The following is a 14,824-nucleotide window of genomic DNA, read 5'->3' as shown; positions in this document are numbered from 1 at the left end:
CGGATAAAGATTTATCTGTTCTGCGGACCCCGGTCCGTGGGATTTTGCTTTGTGGCAAGGCGGCAAGTGCCGTGAAGGAAGGAGCATACTGAAGTATGTGACTGACTTTACAAGCGCGGCCAACGCGGCCACGGAGCGAAAGACACAGGACAGAGCACAGAATTTGCCTGGCGGCTTTAGCGCGGTGGTCCCACCTGACCCCATGCCGAACTCAGAAGTGAAACGCCGTAGCGCCGATGGTAGTGTGGGGTCTCCCCATGCGAGAGTAGGGAACTGCCAGGCATCAAATTGCGATAACCCTGACCTCACGGTCAGGGTTTTTTGCGTTTGGGGCGCAAAAAGGCGCCTGAGGCTTAAAAAGTGGGTAACTCAACGGCTGCGTGGCGTGATTGAATTGTTTTTCAGCGCTTATAAGGGCCGGCAATCTGTACAAAATTTCCCGGTATGTATTACCGGGAAACTCGTTATCTAATTAACCTAGTGAATAACCTGAGAAAGGAAAGCGCGGGTACGCTCAGATTTTGGTGCAGAGAAAAAGTCTTGTGGCGGAGCCTGCTCAACGATTTCTCCGCGATCCATAAAGATCACTCGGTCTGCGACTGTCCGGGCAAAGCCCATCTCATGTGTTACACACAGCATAGTCATGCCATCTTCTGCCAGCCCAATCATAGTATCCAAAACCTCTTTTACCATTTCTGGATCTAAAGCAGAGGTGGGCTCATCAAACAGCATAATTTTAGGTTTCATGCAGAGGGAGCGGGCAATCGCCACACGCTGTTGCTGGCCGCCAGAGAGTTGACCAGGAAATTTATGTGCATGTTCTGCAATACGCACTCGTTCCAGATAGTGCATTGCCAGCTCTTCAGCTTCCTTCCTGGGAGTTTTACGTACCCATATTGGCGCAAGCGTACAGTTCTGCAAAACGCTGAGATGAGGGAAAAGATTAAAGTGTTGAAACACCATACCTACTTCTGTACGTACACGTTCAATATTGCGCAGGTCATCATTGAGATGAATACCATCAACGACGATTCTACCCTGCTGATGCTCTTCCAGATGATTAATACAGCGAATAGTGGTTGATTTACCGGAGCCTGAAGGGCCACAAAGAACAATACGTTCCCGGGCTTTTACCTGTAAATTGATGTCTTTTAATACATGGAATTGCCCATACCACTTATTCACATTTTCCAGCGTAATCATCGCGTTATCAGGTTGAATTAAAGATTTAGTCATATTAAGCCTCAATGCGGCGTACGCCCGGTGTGAAAACGCTTTTCCAGATATTGGCTATAGCGCGACATACTAAAACAAAAAATCCAGTAAACCAGAGCGGCAAAGACATATCCCTCCGTTGACATGCCCAGCCAGGCGGGATCAACCGTCGCCTGCTGCACGCTACTGAACAGATCAAACAGGCCAATAATGATCACCAGACTGGTATCTTTAAACAGGGCGATAATCGTGTTTACCAGGCCCGGAATGACCAACTTTAGCGCCTGGGGAAGGATCACTAATGCCTGTGTTTTCCAGTAACCGAGAGCCAGTGACTCTGCGGCTTCATACTGCCCCTTCGGCAGAGCCTGTAAGCCACCACGTACCACCTCCGCGACGTATGCTGACTGGAAAAGGATGACCCCGACCAACGCGCGAATCAATTTATCGATACTGCTCCCTTCCGACATGAACAGCGGCAACATAACCGAAGACATAAACAACACGGTAATCAGCGGGACGCCACGCCAGAACTCAATAAAGATTACCGCGAGCGAGCGTACGACTGGCATGGTTGAGCGTCGCGCAAGAGCCAGCAAAATGCCCAATGGAAACGCGCCGGCAATGCCGACTGAGGCGATAATCAATGTCAGCGTCAGTCCACCCCACTGACGGGTTTCAACCCGTTCAAGACCCGCAAACCCGCCATAGAGTAAGAACCAGACGATAACAGGATACGCGATGGCCCAGACCACAAGGTAAAGGCCGCGTCGCGGCATACTTTTAATGAACAAGGGCACTACTGAAACCAGACCAATAATTAGCGCCAGGTTAATGCGCCAGCGAAGTTCATGAGGATAAAGTCCATACATAAACTGGCCAAAGCGGGCATGAATAAAGACCCAGCAGGCCCCTTCCTTTGTACAATCGGCCCGTGTTGAACCAAACCAGTTCGCCTGAAACACAAGCCAGTTAAGGGCGGGTGGTATTACAGTCCAGATAACCCACAGACAAAACAGCGTCAGCAGGGAATTTGCCCAGTTTGAGAACAAGTTTTTCCTTGCCCAACTGACAGCGTTTAAAAATTTATGTCCGGTGGTCGGGGGTGTATCTTGAGTGGCTAAAGTCATAATGATCCCGTTCTCTTAGCGCTCAATCAGGCGAATTTTGCGGTTATAGATATTCATCAACAGCGAAATCAGCAGGCTGATAATCAGGTAAACGCCCATGGTGATCGCGATGGTTTCAATTGCCTGACCTGTCTGGTTCAGTACCGTACCGGCAAAGAGCGAAACCATATCGGGATAGCCAATCGCTGCGGCCAGCGAAGAGTTTTTCACGATATTCAGATACTGGCTGGTTAATGGCGGAATAATAACGCGCATCGCCTGTGGGATAATGACCTGACGCAGCGTCACCGGATTTGGCAGACCCAGTGAGCGAGCCGCTTCATGCTGGCCATAAGGAACAGACTGGATACCCGAGCGGATAACTTCGGCAATGAAGGAAGAAGTGTAGATGGACAGCGCCAGCGTTAGGGCTGCCAGCTCGGGGATCAAAACAAAGCCTCCACGAAAGTTAAAGCCGCGAAGCTGTGGAATATCCCAATGCATTGCTGCACCAAACATCAGATGCGCTATCAGCGGAAAGAGGATCAGCATAGCCAGCGCTGAGGGCCACACACGCCTGAACTGCCCGGTCTTTAATTGATAAGCCCGGTTATAGCGAAACAGAGCATAAGTCCCAGCCACAGCCAGCAGTAGCGCCACGATAAACGGCCATGTACCTGGAGCATATTCAGGCCATGGAATGTATAAACCCCGGTTGCTGACAAAGGTCAGATCGAAGGCGTTAAGCGCCTGACGTGGCCCAGGCAAGTTACGCAGTACGGCGAAGTACCAGAAGAAGATTTGCAGCAGCGGCGGAATATTACGGAAGATTTCGATATAGATATTTGAAATTTTACGTAACAGCCAGTTATCAGACAGGCGTGCCAGGCCAATAAAAAAGCCGAGGAAAGAAGCAAAAACGATACATAAAGCGGATACCAGCAGAGTGTTAGTCAGTCCGACCAGAAATACCCGCGCATAGGTATCTCCCTCTGTGTATTCGATCAGATGCTGCACGATACCAAAACCGGCGCTGCGCTCAAGGAAAGCGAAGCCTGACGTAATGCCACGATTTGCCAGATTAATAAGGGTGTTATGGGCCAGATAACCCGCAATTCCCAACACAGCGGCAACGGCTAAAATCTGGTACAGCCAGGCGCGCACCGCGGGATTGCCGAATGATAAATCCCATTTTACGGCTGGGCGTTGAGACATGTTGAAACCTCAGCTATGAGCACTCTGACGAAGGCGCCGCCCGGCGACGCCCTGTTAACGGAAGGAATTAGCGTACTGGCGGCGCGTACTGAATACCGCCTTTGTTCCAAAGCGCATTCTGACCACGAGCAATTTTCAACTGGCTGTCTTTACCGACGTTACGATCGAACACTTCCTGATAGTTACCCACCTGCTTAACAATGTTGTAAGCCCACTTATTGTCCAGCTTCAGGTCCTTACCGAAGTCGCCCTCCGACCCCAACAAATGGGCCATATCAGGCGTGGTTGGTTTCGCTGCCATCTGATCAACGTTTTTGGACGTAATACCCATCTCTTCAGCGTTCAGCATTGCGAACAACGACCATTTCACGATAGTGAACCAGTCGTCGTCACCACGACGAACCACCGGCCCTAAAGGCTCTTTAGAAATAACTTCCGGCAGCACGATAAACTCATCTGGCTTGCCGAGTTTAATACGCAGTGCATAAAGCTGGGACTGATCCGAAGCCAGCGTGTCGCAGCGACCGGTATCCAGCGCTTTTGCAGATTCATCAGAGCGGTCGAACGTCACCGGGGTGTACTGCATGTTGTTGGCCTTGAAGAAGTCAGCAACATTGAGCTCCGTGTCGGTTCCCGCCTGGATGCATACGGTTGCGCCATCCAGCTCTTTAGCGCTTTTGAGACCGGCTTTCTGATGGGTCAGGAAACCAATACCGTCATAGTAGTTTACGCCGGCAAAAATAAAGCCCATACCGCCGTCACGAGCCGAAGTCCAGGTCGTATTGCGTGAAAGAATATCGACTTCTCCTGACTGCAGCGCAGTGAAACGCTCTTTTGCGGTCAGCGGGGTATATTTAACTTTCGACGCATCACCAAACACTGCCGCAGCCGCTGCACGGCAGACATCCACATCAATACCACTGAATTTTCCACTGGCATCGGCAAAAGAAAAGCCGGGCAGCCCATCACTGATACCGCATTGCACAAAGCCTTTCTTTTTTATGGCATCCAGTGTGGTGCCTGCATGAGCCTGATTCGCAACTGCAAACAGCGCTGCGGTTGCAACCAACGTGGAGAGCATCATTTTTTTCATAAAGCATCCTGTGTGGCGAAATCGTGTTGTTATGTTCAGCGCACGTTACGGTGCATGTTGTCCTGCTTATGACGCGGGCTATCCACGACACTGCAAAGGTAATGCCAGATTTGCAGCAACCTGAATTTGTTAGAAAGGAATGCTAATAATTGGAAGCATATTGAAAGTTTACTTAATATCGCGCACCAGACAGGGGCAAAAACAGCGGGATTGGTCACAAATGGTGCAAATTGTTGCAGGGAGGTGGAAGGTAATTCTCAGAAGTGTAACTTTTGTTGCAGGGGGAGGGGGATGAACCAGCTCAGAAGCGACTGAGCTGGTGAAAACAGGATCTGGCAAATTAATAGAGCGAGTGAGCGCCATCCGGGCGGGTTTTAAAGCGACGATGTAGCCACATATACTGATAGGGCGCACGCATGATTTCGTGTTCAATCACTTTATTCATATAGGTAGCAGCCTGCTGCTCATCAGCAATAGGATAATCTTTCAGTTCTGGCTGAATAACCAGTTCATAGCCGCTGCCATCTTCATTACGGATTAGCACTACGGTGATCATTGCAGGTTTGGCCATACGCGCAATCATCCATGTGCCACTGGTTGTTGCCGCTTCTGGTACGGCGAAAAGCGGAGCAAAAACGCTCCCTTTCGGACCGTAGTCCTGATCCGGTGCAAACCAAACGGCCTCACCTTGTTTCAGCGCCTGAACCATGCCACGCAGATCGCGACGGTTAATCATCGCCTTATTAGAACGCATACGACCTTTGGTCTGTACCCATTCCATGAGTTTGTTGTTATGAGGCCGGTACATTGCCATCATCGGCTGGCATAAGCCCATTACCCGACCACCCAGCTCGAGTGACATAAAATGCACGCCGATAATCAGCGCGCCACGACCATCCTGCTGGGCCGCTTTTAGATTGTGCAGTCCGTTAACGGTAAACCAGCGCTTTACCCGACGGTCGGGCCAGAACCACGCCATACCCGTTTCCAGCAGGCCCATGCCCAACGATTCAAAATTGCGTACGATGGTCAGTTCGCGTTGTTCCGCGGGCATATCAGGAAAACAGAGTTCAAGATTACGGCGGGTAATACGAATGCGGCGTTTAAGAAAGCGCATTGATGTCCGACCCATCCAGGTGCCCAGCTTCTGCAACAAGGGAAAGGGAAGTTGAACGAGTAAAAACAGGAGTCCCAAACCGAGCCAGGTTATCCAGTAACGAGGGTGCATTAAGCTGCGGGTAAAACGAGGGGAAGCCTTCATAATTCCTCTTTATGCGTTCAGGGAAGATGTAGCGCATAAAGAACTTAATCCGTAGCGGTACAGAAAGTAAGACAACATTTTTAACAGGAAGTTGAGCTGTTCGCCTGTTATTTGCCCAATCCCGACAATTTTCTCTGAGCAACAGACATTAAAAAAGGCGCTAACAATATTGTAGCGCCTCCATCACAATGAACCGAAACTTAGTTCATGCCGTATTTTTTCAGTTTCTTACGCAGCGTACCGCGGTTGATACCCATCATCAGGGCTGCACGGGTCTGGTTGCCACGGGTATATTGCATAACCATGTCTAACAGAGGCTGTTCCACTTCAGCCAAAACCAGCTCATACAGGTCATTAACATCCTGACCATTCAGTTGAGCAAAATAGTTCTTCAGTGCCTGTTTGACCGAATCACGCAGGGGCTTTTGGGTCACCTGATCCTGGGAGTTAACGGTTGAAACGGTCAGTACGTCAGAATTTACGCGTTGTTCGAACATAGTTCTGTCAGCTCTTTATTTCTATTATGCAAGTTTTTCGAAGTATGCCTCCAACGCCTCCAGCTGTTCGCTGGCATCCTCAATGGCGTTGAATGTGCGCCGAAACTGGTCGTTTGGGGCATGCTCCTGGAGATACCAGGAGACGTGCTTCCGGGCAATACGGTATCCTTTGCGGTGACCATAAAAGTCGTGCAGTTCCCGTAGGTGCTCGATAAGCAAGCGCTTTACTTCAGCTAGTGGCATCGGTGCCAGCAGCTCCCCAGTGTCCAGATAGTGCTGGATTTCCCGGAAGATCCACGGTCTTCCCTGAGCCGCACGTCCTATCATCAGGGCATCTGCCCCCGTATAGTCAAGTACGGCTCTGGCTTTATGCGGGTCAGTAATGTCTCCGTTCGCGATAACGGGAATAGAGACATTCTGCTTAACTGTCCGAATGCTGTCATATTCAGCGTTGCCGTTGAACAAACACGCGCGAGTGCGTCCGTGAATGGTCAGGGCCTGAATGCCACAACGCTCAGCCAATTGGGCAATTTCAACACAATTGCGGTTGTCTGCGTCCCAGCCGGTGCGAATCTTCAGCGTAACGGGCACGTCTACTGCATTGACGACCGCAGAGAGGATAGACTTCACCAACTCCGGATGTTGCAGCAGGGCAGACCCCGCCATCTTACGATTCACTTTTTTAGCCGGACATCCCATATTGATATCGATCACCTGCGCACCGGATAGGGCATTTATGCGCGCGGCGGCAGCCATCTCTTCAGGGTCACAACCGGCAATCTGCACGGTACGAATACCGGGCTCGTCACTGTGTACCATACGCAAACGGGATTTGTCGCTGGCCCAGACTTCGGGATTTGACGACATCATCTCCGATACGGTCATACCAGCACCCATTGCATAGCAAAGTGTCCGGAAAGGCCTGTCGGTAATTCCGGCCATTGGTGCTGCAATCAGGCGATTGCGAAGCTGGTGGTTTCCTATGCGCATGAAAAAAAAGTGACCATAGTGTGTTCGCAAGGCGGCGTATATTACGCATTTTTTCAAAAAGATGAAAGGCCAAACTTTGAACAATTGGCGCTTTCAGCCCGCCGACAGCGCTTATTCCATCAGCGGCTGAATTAAATACCTTTAATTAACAATACGTTGTAATTTTAAGGCGAAATTATGTACAAATATTTTTCTTTTTTTGTGAGCCACTTAACAATATAAATCACGGTTCTTTGCGCCAAAAACGGGACAAGTTGCGTCAGAAAGCGGCATTGCGCTACACCTGAAGAGATTCTCTGTCCCCGTTCTAATCAACAACGACCCGGCCGTGGAGCGGCTGTAATGGACGATTATTAGCCTGTTTCAGCGCCTGCTGGAACGTCATCAACTGCTCCGCAGAAAGCGATACCGGCTGCTTCATTACCAGCCAGCGCACACCTTCAGTACAGGGAGGCGTAGTGAGCGAACCGCTGAAACGATAGTAATGCTTATCCTGTGGAAAAAGCCCGGCCAGATCCACACGCTGTTTCATCACCTCAACGCGATCCTGACGTTCAGGCACAGAATCGATTAACGGTCTCAGCGTGCTGTTTTCCGCTCCCTGTTGAAACATCACGGCGACCACAGCCAGCTCGCCAGCCGCATTCGCATGCACAAAGTGTGCTTCCAGCGGGAAAGCCTTACCGAAGAGATGATTTTCGCTGGGCGCGTGAAAATGAAACTGCTTAAGGACAAAGGCGTGACCATCTAACGTGAAGTCATCGCTGTCTTTTACCGTAATCTGGATGGTGTGGCCATTGTTGACGATGGTTTTGGTATCGGTATGAAAATTAAACTTGAGCTCGGGCAGTTTCCCGTCGATAACCTGGTTAATATCAATGGGAGACTGATACTGACCCGCTTTACAGGTTTTAAATTCATCCCCTAACTCTGCCCAGTGTTCCGGGCCGGCTTTGCCTTCATAGGACCAGTGAATGGCGGGCGTAGCCCAGGCGGGCATCGTTGCTATTGCTGCGATCAGCAGTACTGATTTTGTCTTGTTCATAATCCTTTATGATCCTGACTATCTGTTTTTTACCAGCATGCGGACGCATACCGGCACACGAATAAAAACCCGCACAGATAGTAATGCTATTTTGCTGTAAAAGCATCCGCTCCTTCCGTGGAGCCGAAGAAAAAATTAGCGACGAATGCCGGTAATTCTGCACCACTCTTCTTTTTCAGCGACAGGATCGAGGGCAAATTGCGCTTCATAAGCTTCGCACACGCTGCTTGCCTGACTCGCCAGCACGCCGGATAAGCCCAGATGACCACCAGCCACAGGCAATACGCTAATCAACGGCGCAAGCTCGCGCAGGGGGCCTGCGAGGATGTTTGCGACCACGACATCGGCACTCAGATTCTCGGGCTGCTCATGAGGCAGATACAGCGACAGACGCTCGGAGACGCCGTTACGTTGAGCGTTATCGCGGCTGGCCTGGATAGCCTGCGGATCGATATCAATACCGATCGCTTTTGCTGCGCCCAGCTTCAGCGCCGCAATGGCCAGGATGCCGGAACCACAGCCAAAATCGATAACGGTCTTACCCGCTAAATCCAGCCCATCCAGCCATGCCAGGCACAGTGCGGTAGTCGGATGCGTTCCCGTACCAAAAGCCAGGCCCGGATCGAGCATGACGTTAACTGCATCAGGATCCGGCACGTCGCGCCAGCTTGGACAGATCCACAACCGCTGACCAAAGCGCATGGGGTGGAAGTTATCCATCCATTCGCGCTCCCAGTCTTTGTCTTCGATCTGCTCGATCTTGTGTACAAATCCGGCGCCCAGTAAAGGATGAGATTCCAGGCCCGCAATCACAAACGCCATCTCTGTTTCAGCGTCGAACAGGCCAATCACATCCGTATCACCCCACAGGCGGGTTTCACCGGGCAGCGGTTCGAAAACCGGATTATCGTGCGTATCCTGGAACGTGACCGAGACAGCCCCGTTCTCGATCAGCGCATCGCCCAATTCTTCAGCTTGCGCGCCAGTGGTGTTAATTTTCATTTGTATCCAGGGCATGGCGATTCTCTTTATTCAGCAGGGGGGTCTTTACGGCTCGCGGGTCCCGACAGGGACCGCCAAAGAAAAAGGCCGGTCAGACCGGCCTTATTTTAGACGTCAGGCTAATCAGGTTTCCTGAAGGCCGAGTTTCTTCTCCAGGTAGTGGATGTTGGTTCCACCAATCTGGAAGTTCTCGTCATTCATGATCTTCATCTGTAGCTCAACGTTAACTTTGATGCCGTCGATGATCAGCTCCGCCAGCGCATTCTTCATGCGGGCGATAGCTACGTCACGCGTCTCACCATAGGTAATCAGCTTACCGATCATGGAGTCATAGTACGGCGGAACGGTGTAGCCCGCGTAGATATGAGATTCCCAACGAACGCCAAACCCGCCTGGTGCATGGAAGCGCGTGATTTTGCCAGGGCTTGGCAGGAACGTATTGGGATCTTCGGCATTGATACGGCATTCCACCGCATGGCCGCGGATCACAACGTCTTCCTGCTTGATCGACAGCGGCTGACCGGCAGCAATACGCAGCTGCTCTTTGATCAGATCCACGCCGGTGATCATTTCCGTTACCGGATGCTCAACCTGAATACGGGTGTTCATCTCGATAAAGTAGAATTCGCCATTCTCGAACAGGAATTCGAACGTACCCGCACCGCGATAGCCGATATCGATACAGGCTTTAGAACAACGCTCGCCGATAAAGCGACGCATCTCTTCAGTGATGCCCGGCGCAGGCGCTTCTTCCACAACTTTCTGGTGACGACGCTGCATTGAGCAGTCACGTTCTGCCAGATAGATGGCGTTGCCCTGGCCATCAGCCAGCACCTGAATCTCGATGTGGCGTGGATTCTCAAGGTATTTTTCCATGTAGACCATGTCGTTATTGAAAGCCGCTTTGGCTTCCGCTTTCGTCATGTTAATGGACTGCTCGAGATCCTTGTCGCCGCGCACAACACGCATGCCGCGACCGCCGCCGCCGCCGGACGCCTTAATGATTACCGGATAGCCGATACGCTTGGCAATGGCACGGTTTTTCTCCATGTCTTCGCCCAGCGAACCGTCAGAACCCGGTACGGTCGGTACGCCCGTTTTTTTCATTGCCGTGATAGCGGAGACTTTGTCTCCCATCAGGCGAATGGTATCGGCTTTCGGGCCGATAAAAATAAAGCCTGAACGCTCAACCTGCTCGGCAAAGTCCGCATTCTCGGACAGGAAGCCATAGCCTGGGTGAATCGCCACTGCGCCAGTGATTTCTGCCGCAGAGATCAGGGCAGGGATGTTCAGGTAGCTCTTGACTGACTGAGCAGGACCGATACAAACGGTTTCATCTGCCAGCAGTACGTGTTTCAAATCGCGATCCGCGCTTGAATGCACGGCCACAGTCTTGATGCCCAACTCTTTGCAGGCACGCAGGATGCGCAGCGCAATTTCGCCGCGGTTCGCTATAACAATTTTATCCAGCATGGTTCGCCTCGTTTATTCGATGACTACCAGCGGCTCGTCAAACTCAACAGGCTGACCGCTTTCGACCAGGATCGCTTTAACTACGCCGGATTTATCGGCTTCGATCTGGTTCATCATTTTCATCGCTTCAACGATGCACAGGGTATCGCCAGCGTTAACTTTCTGGCCCACTTCCACAAAGGCTTTTGCGTCAGGGCTTGGCGTGCGGTAGAAAGTACCGACCATTGGTGAACGTACGATGTGACCACTGATCTCAGCTGCAGCAGGCGCTTCCATTGCAGGGGTAGTGGCAGGCGCAACGGCAGTAGCCAGCGCGGGCTGTTGCTGCATCATTGGCGCAGCATAGGCCTGCTGCATCATCGGATAACCTGTGTTTGCAGGTGAACGACTGATGCGAACGGATTCTTCACCTTCAGAAATTTCCAGTTCAGCAATGCCTGATTCTTCAACCAGTTCGATCAGTTTTTTAATCTTACGAATATCCATGAGTGTGGTTCCGTACTCTGTTTAATTAGATTTTGACAGGCGTTTAACCGCCGTCTGTAAAGCCCAGGAATAACCGTCGACGCCAAGTCCACAGATTACGCCAGCAGCAATATCAGAAAGATAAGAATGATGGCGAAAGGGTTCGCGGGCATGCACATTTGACAGGTGAACTTCAATAAAAGGGATGCTGACTGCAAGCAGTGCATCGCGAAGCGCTACGCTGGTATGTGTGAAAGCCGCCGGGTTAATGACGATATAATCGACATTGCCTTTTGCCTCATGAATGCGGTCAATTAACGCATATTCTGCATTAGACTGCAGATGACTTAGCTTCACGTTGAGCGCGTCAGCCTGCGATGTCATATCGCTGACGATCTCTGCCAACGTCGTTTTCCCGTACTTTTCTGGCTCACGGGTGCCAAGAAGATTCAGGTTGGGACCGTTCAAAAGCAGTATGTGAAACTTATCAGCCATCTTGCGGCTATCTCCTGCGATAATTGAGGCATCGCACAAAATACAACGCGGAAAGGCATTTGTCACCTTTCATGATGCAATTTGCGCTCTCGTTTGACCTGTCAGCAGGTTTGAAGTCGGGCATTATAATGGTTTCAACGCAATTCGCAGCAAAATACTGGTCGTATCAGCGAAGATGTTTGCTCACTCTTCGGCGAAAATGCGTTATGAAAGACCCATAACTTCATGCGGCATTCATCCTCATGACCACCACAGGCGGAATTTTTTATAACGCCAGAGCAGCAAAACGGCGGCGATCAGCGCATAAATCCAGGGTTGAGGCGAAAAAGTTTTCACAGACCAGAGATAGTGAATGGGGGCGAGGATCAGTACGATATAAACGGCATTGTGCAGCGTTTGCCAGCGTTTTCCCAACTTCCGCTGCGCTTTTTGAAAGGAGGTCAGCGCCAGCATCAGTAAAATAATCCAGCTAACGATCCCCAGCGTCAGATAAGGTCGGGAAATCAGTTCCGATCCTAACAGGCCGAGGTTATCGATCCCCAACTCCAGCAGGGAATAACTCACCAGATGCAGCGTTGCCCAGGCAAAGCACCACAGGCCCAGCAGGCGGCGAACCCGGATCAGTAAAGGCTGTTTGCCATAGCGAGCCAGTGGCGTCACCAGCAGTGAACCCAGTAAAAATTTCAGCGCCATTCTTCCGGTAAAATGCTGGATATCCTTAGCCGGATCGGCGCTGAGCCAACCCTGATTAACGGCAAGAAACAGCCAAATTAGCGGTAAAAAACCGGCGAGATGCAGCAAAACTTTCAGGCCGGTAATCTGTTTGAGCTTGAGTCGCACCACTAAAAATTCTCCCGCAGATCAAGACCACGATAGAGGGACGCAACTTGACTGGCATAGCCGTTGAACAGCAGCGTGGGCTGGCGTTTAACGTCAAGAATGCCGCCCGAGCCGATAAACCGCTCCGTCGCCTGCGACCAGCGAGGATGATCGACATGCGGATTGACGTTGCCATAGAAGCCATATTCATTGGCGGCCAGCAGATTCCAGGTGGTTGGCGGTTGCGCTTTGACGAGGGTGATTTTCACAATGGATTTAATGCCTTTGAAGCCATATTTCCACGGAACGGTGAGGCGAATCGGTGCACCGTTCTGCGGCGGCAGCGCTTTACCGTAAACCCCGGTGGTTAGCATCGTCAGTGGATGCATTGCTTCATCCAGACGCAATCCTTCCACATAAGGATAATCAATGCCGCCGCCGACAAAGCGATCCCGCTGGCCCGGCATCTCCTCAGGCGCATAAATAGTCTGGAAGGCAACATACTTCGCGTTGCTGGTGGGTTCAGCCGCTTTGAGCAGTTTGCCCAGCTCAAAACCGACCCAGGGAACGACCATTGACCAGGCTTCTACGCAGCGCATACGGTAAATACGTTGTTCAAGCGGGAAGCGTTTGAAAATATCATCCATATCCAGCGTCATGGGTTTTGCCACTTCGCCGCCAATTTCGATTTTCCAGTCGGTGGTCTTCAGCGAACCGGCATTAGCGGCCGGATCGGCTTTATCCAGTCCGAACTCATAAAAATTATTGTATCCGCTAACTTTATCTTCCGGCGTCAGTGGCAAATCGGCCTGGTACTGGGCTGGCCTGCTAAAATCCAGCGGTTTGCCAGCCGCTGCCGTCGGGCGATTGTCGCCCTTAATCCACGAAAGGATATCGGCACGGGCGCCGGGCACGGTGAACGCGGCGGCGCTAACGCCTATCGCTTTCATTACCTGACGGCGCTGGCTGTTAAAGATAGATTCAGGCGTAACATCGTTTTCAGTCAGTTTATCGACGGGCTTCATCAAAATCCTCCAGAAGGTGAGCCGGTAGCTACATAAAGCGCCTGATTTCAGCGAACGGGCGACCGTGAGCCGCTGTTTCCTCTGAAGGCAATACCCTCCGGACAGTGCCGGAGAGCGAGAGATAAACCTTAGCCAATTTTCACCAGCGTGCGGCCTGTGATTGCATTATTTAATAGTTTAGCCGCGTTTTCGGCCGCCTCTGTCAGCGAAATTTCCCGTGTGGCCTGCTGATAAAAGCTTTCCGGCAGCGTTCGGGTTAATCTTTCCCACGCGATAATACGACGTTCGACAGGGGTATTCACCGAGTCGACACCTTGTAGCCGAACATTGCGCAGAATAAAAGGCATAACCGAGGTGGGCAGGTTAACACCGCCAGCCAGTCCGCAAGCGGCAACCACGCCACCGTAGTTCATCTGTGCGAGCACGCTTGCCAGCACTTTGTCGCCAACCGTATCAATCGCTCCGGCCCAACGCTGCTTTTCCAGCGGGCGGGCATCGGCGCTAAATGCGCTGCGAGGGAGGATTTCGCTGGCACCGAGCGCGCGCAGATAATCATGCGTTGACTCTCTTCCGCTTACCGCCGCCACCTTATAGCCCAGGGCATTGAGCAGGGAAACGGCCGTACTGCCTACGCCGCCGCTGGCACCGGTCACTAAAACTTCACCGCTTTCTGGCGTAATGCCCCCTTCTTCCAGTGCCATCACGCACAGCATGGCAGTCAGGCCGGCCGTTCCGATAATCATCGCTTTACGGGCATCCAATCCTTGCGGCATCGGCACCAGCCAGTCGCCTTTGACTCGGGCCTGTTCTGCCAGTCCGCCCCAGTGATTTTCTCCCACGCCCCAGCCGGTAAGCAAAACGGACTGGCCCGCGTGAAAGCGTGGGTCCTCGCTGTGATGCACTGTGCCCGCAAAATCAATGCCGGGCACCATCGGGAATTGACGAATGATTTTGCCTTTGCCGGTAATGGCCAGCGCATCTTTATAATTAAGCCCGGACCAGGCGATATCGATGGTCACCTCGCCCTGTGGCAGTGCATCAGCCTGGATCTGCCTGACGTTAGCCAGAGTTTTTCCTTCGGACTGCTCAAGAATCAAAGCCTGCATGAGAATCTCCTGAA

At 51.6% G+C, this 14,824-nt stretch carries 15 protein-coding genes and 1 rRNA gene; 1 reads left to right on the top strand and 15 read right to left on the bottom strand.

What is annotated here, in order from left to right; all coding sequences use genetic code 11:
• The first annotated feature begins 166 nt into the window (after positions 1-166).
• Positions 167-282: ribosomal RNA gene (gene rrf / locus EHV07_RS20985) — 5S ribosomal RNA — on the top strand.
• Positions 283-477: 195 nt separating this feature from the next.
• Here rrf and EHV07_RS20980 read toward each other — a convergent pair.
• The 15 genes from EHV07_RS20980 to EHV07_RS20905 all read right to left on the bottom strand — a co-directional run bounded on the left by EHV07_RS20980 (position 478) and on the right by EHV07_RS20905 (position 14,810).
• Entirely contained in the window at positions 478-1,236 is a 759-nt protein-coding gene (locus tag EHV07_RS20980; RefSeq protein WP_147200061.1) for an amino acid ABC transporter ATP-binding protein, read from the bottom strand.
• 8 nt (positions 1,237-1,244) lie between these two features.
• A complete protein-coding gene (locus tag EHV07_RS20975; protein WP_147200060.1) occupies positions 1,245-2,345 on the bottom strand; it encodes an amino acid ABC transporter permease in 1,101 nt (366 codons plus the stop codon).
• A 15-nt stretch (positions 2,346-2,360) separates the two neighbouring features.
• Positions 2,361-3,539 (bottom strand): amino acid ABC transporter permease, encoded by a 1,179-nt coding sequence (locus EHV07_RS20970; protein WP_147200059.1) that lies wholly within the window; start codon positions 3,537-3,539, stop codon positions 2,361-2,363.
• A 67-nt stretch (positions 3,540-3,606) separates the two neighbouring features.
• Positions 3,607-4,632 carry an amino acid ABC transporter substrate-binding protein gene (locus tag EHV07_RS20965; RefSeq protein ID WP_147200058.1) on the bottom strand — a complete coding sequence of 342 codons (1,026 nt, stop codon included), beginning with the start codon at positions 4,630-4,632 and terminating at the stop codon, positions 3,607-3,609.
• 340 nt (positions 4,633-4,972) lie between these two features.
• A complete protein-coding gene (gene lpxP / locus EHV07_RS20955; RefSeq protein ID WP_147200056.1) occupies positions 4,973-5,893 on the bottom strand; it encodes a kdo(2)-lipid IV(A) palmitoleoyltransferase in 921 nt (306 codons plus the stop codon).
• A gap of 200 nt (positions 5,894-6,093) precedes the next feature.
• The gene (fis, locus tag EHV07_RS20950; protein WP_000462905.1) at positions 6,094-6,390 is read right to left on the bottom strand and encodes a DNA-binding transcriptional regulator Fis; all 297 of its coding nucleotides are present in this window, start codon (positions 6,388-6,390) and stop codon (positions 6,094-6,096) included.
• A gap of 24 nt (positions 6,391-6,414) precedes the next feature.
• The gene (gene dusB, locus EHV07_RS20945) at positions 6,415-7,380 is read right to left on the bottom strand and encodes a tRNA dihydrouridine synthase DusB (RefSeq protein ID WP_147200055.1); all 966 of its coding nucleotides are present in this window, start codon (positions 7,378-7,380) and stop codon (positions 6,415-6,417) included.
• A gap of 307 nt (positions 7,381-7,687) precedes the next feature.
• Positions 7,688-8,425, bottom strand: a complete 738-nt coding sequence (locus EHV07_RS20940; RefSeq protein WP_147200054.1) for a carbonic anhydrase — start codon at positions 8,423-8,425, stop codon at positions 7,688-7,690.
• A 135-nt stretch (positions 8,426-8,560) separates the two neighbouring features.
• The gene (prmA, locus tag EHV07_RS20935) at positions 8,561-9,442 is read right to left on the bottom strand and encodes a 50S ribosomal protein L11 methyltransferase (protein ID WP_147200053.1); all 882 of its coding nucleotides are present in this window, start codon (positions 9,440-9,442) and stop codon (positions 8,561-8,563) included.
• Between the two features lie 108 nt (positions 9,443-9,550).
• On the bottom strand, positions 9,551-10,900 hold the full coding sequence (accC, locus tag EHV07_RS20930; RefSeq protein ID WP_147200052.1) for an acetyl-CoA carboxylase biotin carboxylase subunit: 1,350 nt from the start codon (positions 10,898-10,900) through the stop codon (positions 9,551-9,553).
• A 12-nt stretch (positions 10,901-10,912) separates the two neighbouring features.
• Positions 10,913-11,386 (bottom strand): acetyl-CoA carboxylase biotin carboxyl carrier protein, encoded by a 474-nt coding sequence (gene accB / locus EHV07_RS20925; protein WP_147200051.1) that lies wholly within the window; start codon positions 11,384-11,386, stop codon positions 10,913-10,915.
• Positions 11,387-11,407: 21 nt separating this feature from the next.
• A complete protein-coding gene (gene aroQ, locus EHV07_RS20920; protein ID WP_147200050.1) occupies positions 11,408-11,860 on the bottom strand; it encodes a type II 3-dehydroquinate dehydratase in 453 nt (150 codons plus the stop codon).
• Positions 11,861-12,100: 240 nt separating this feature from the next.
• The gene (msrQ, locus tag EHV07_RS20915; RefSeq protein WP_168199656.1) at positions 12,101-12,700 is read right to left on the bottom strand and encodes a protein-methionine-sulfoxide reductase heme-binding subunit MsrQ; all 600 of its coding nucleotides are present in this window, start codon (positions 12,698-12,700) and stop codon (positions 12,101-12,103) included.
• 2 nt (positions 12,701-12,702) lie between these two features.
• A complete protein-coding gene (gene msrP, locus EHV07_RS20910) occupies positions 12,703-13,704 on the bottom strand; it encodes a protein-methionine-sulfoxide reductase catalytic subunit MsrP (protein ID WP_147200048.1) in 1,002 nt (333 codons plus the stop codon).
• Positions 13,705-13,832: 128 nt separating this feature from the next.
• Positions 13,833-14,810, bottom strand: a complete 978-nt coding sequence (locus tag EHV07_RS20905) for an MDR family oxidoreductase (protein WP_147200047.1) — start codon at positions 14,808-14,810, stop codon at positions 13,833-13,835.
• Between the last annotated feature and the right edge of the window lie 14 nt (positions 14,811-14,824).

The organism is Pantoea sp. CCBC3-3-1 (genome assembly GCF_007981265.1).
GTDB lineage: Bacteria > Pseudomonadota > Gammaproteobacteria > Enterobacterales > Enterobacteriaceae > Erwinia.
This window is presented reverse-complemented; position numbering and strand designations above follow the sequence as displayed.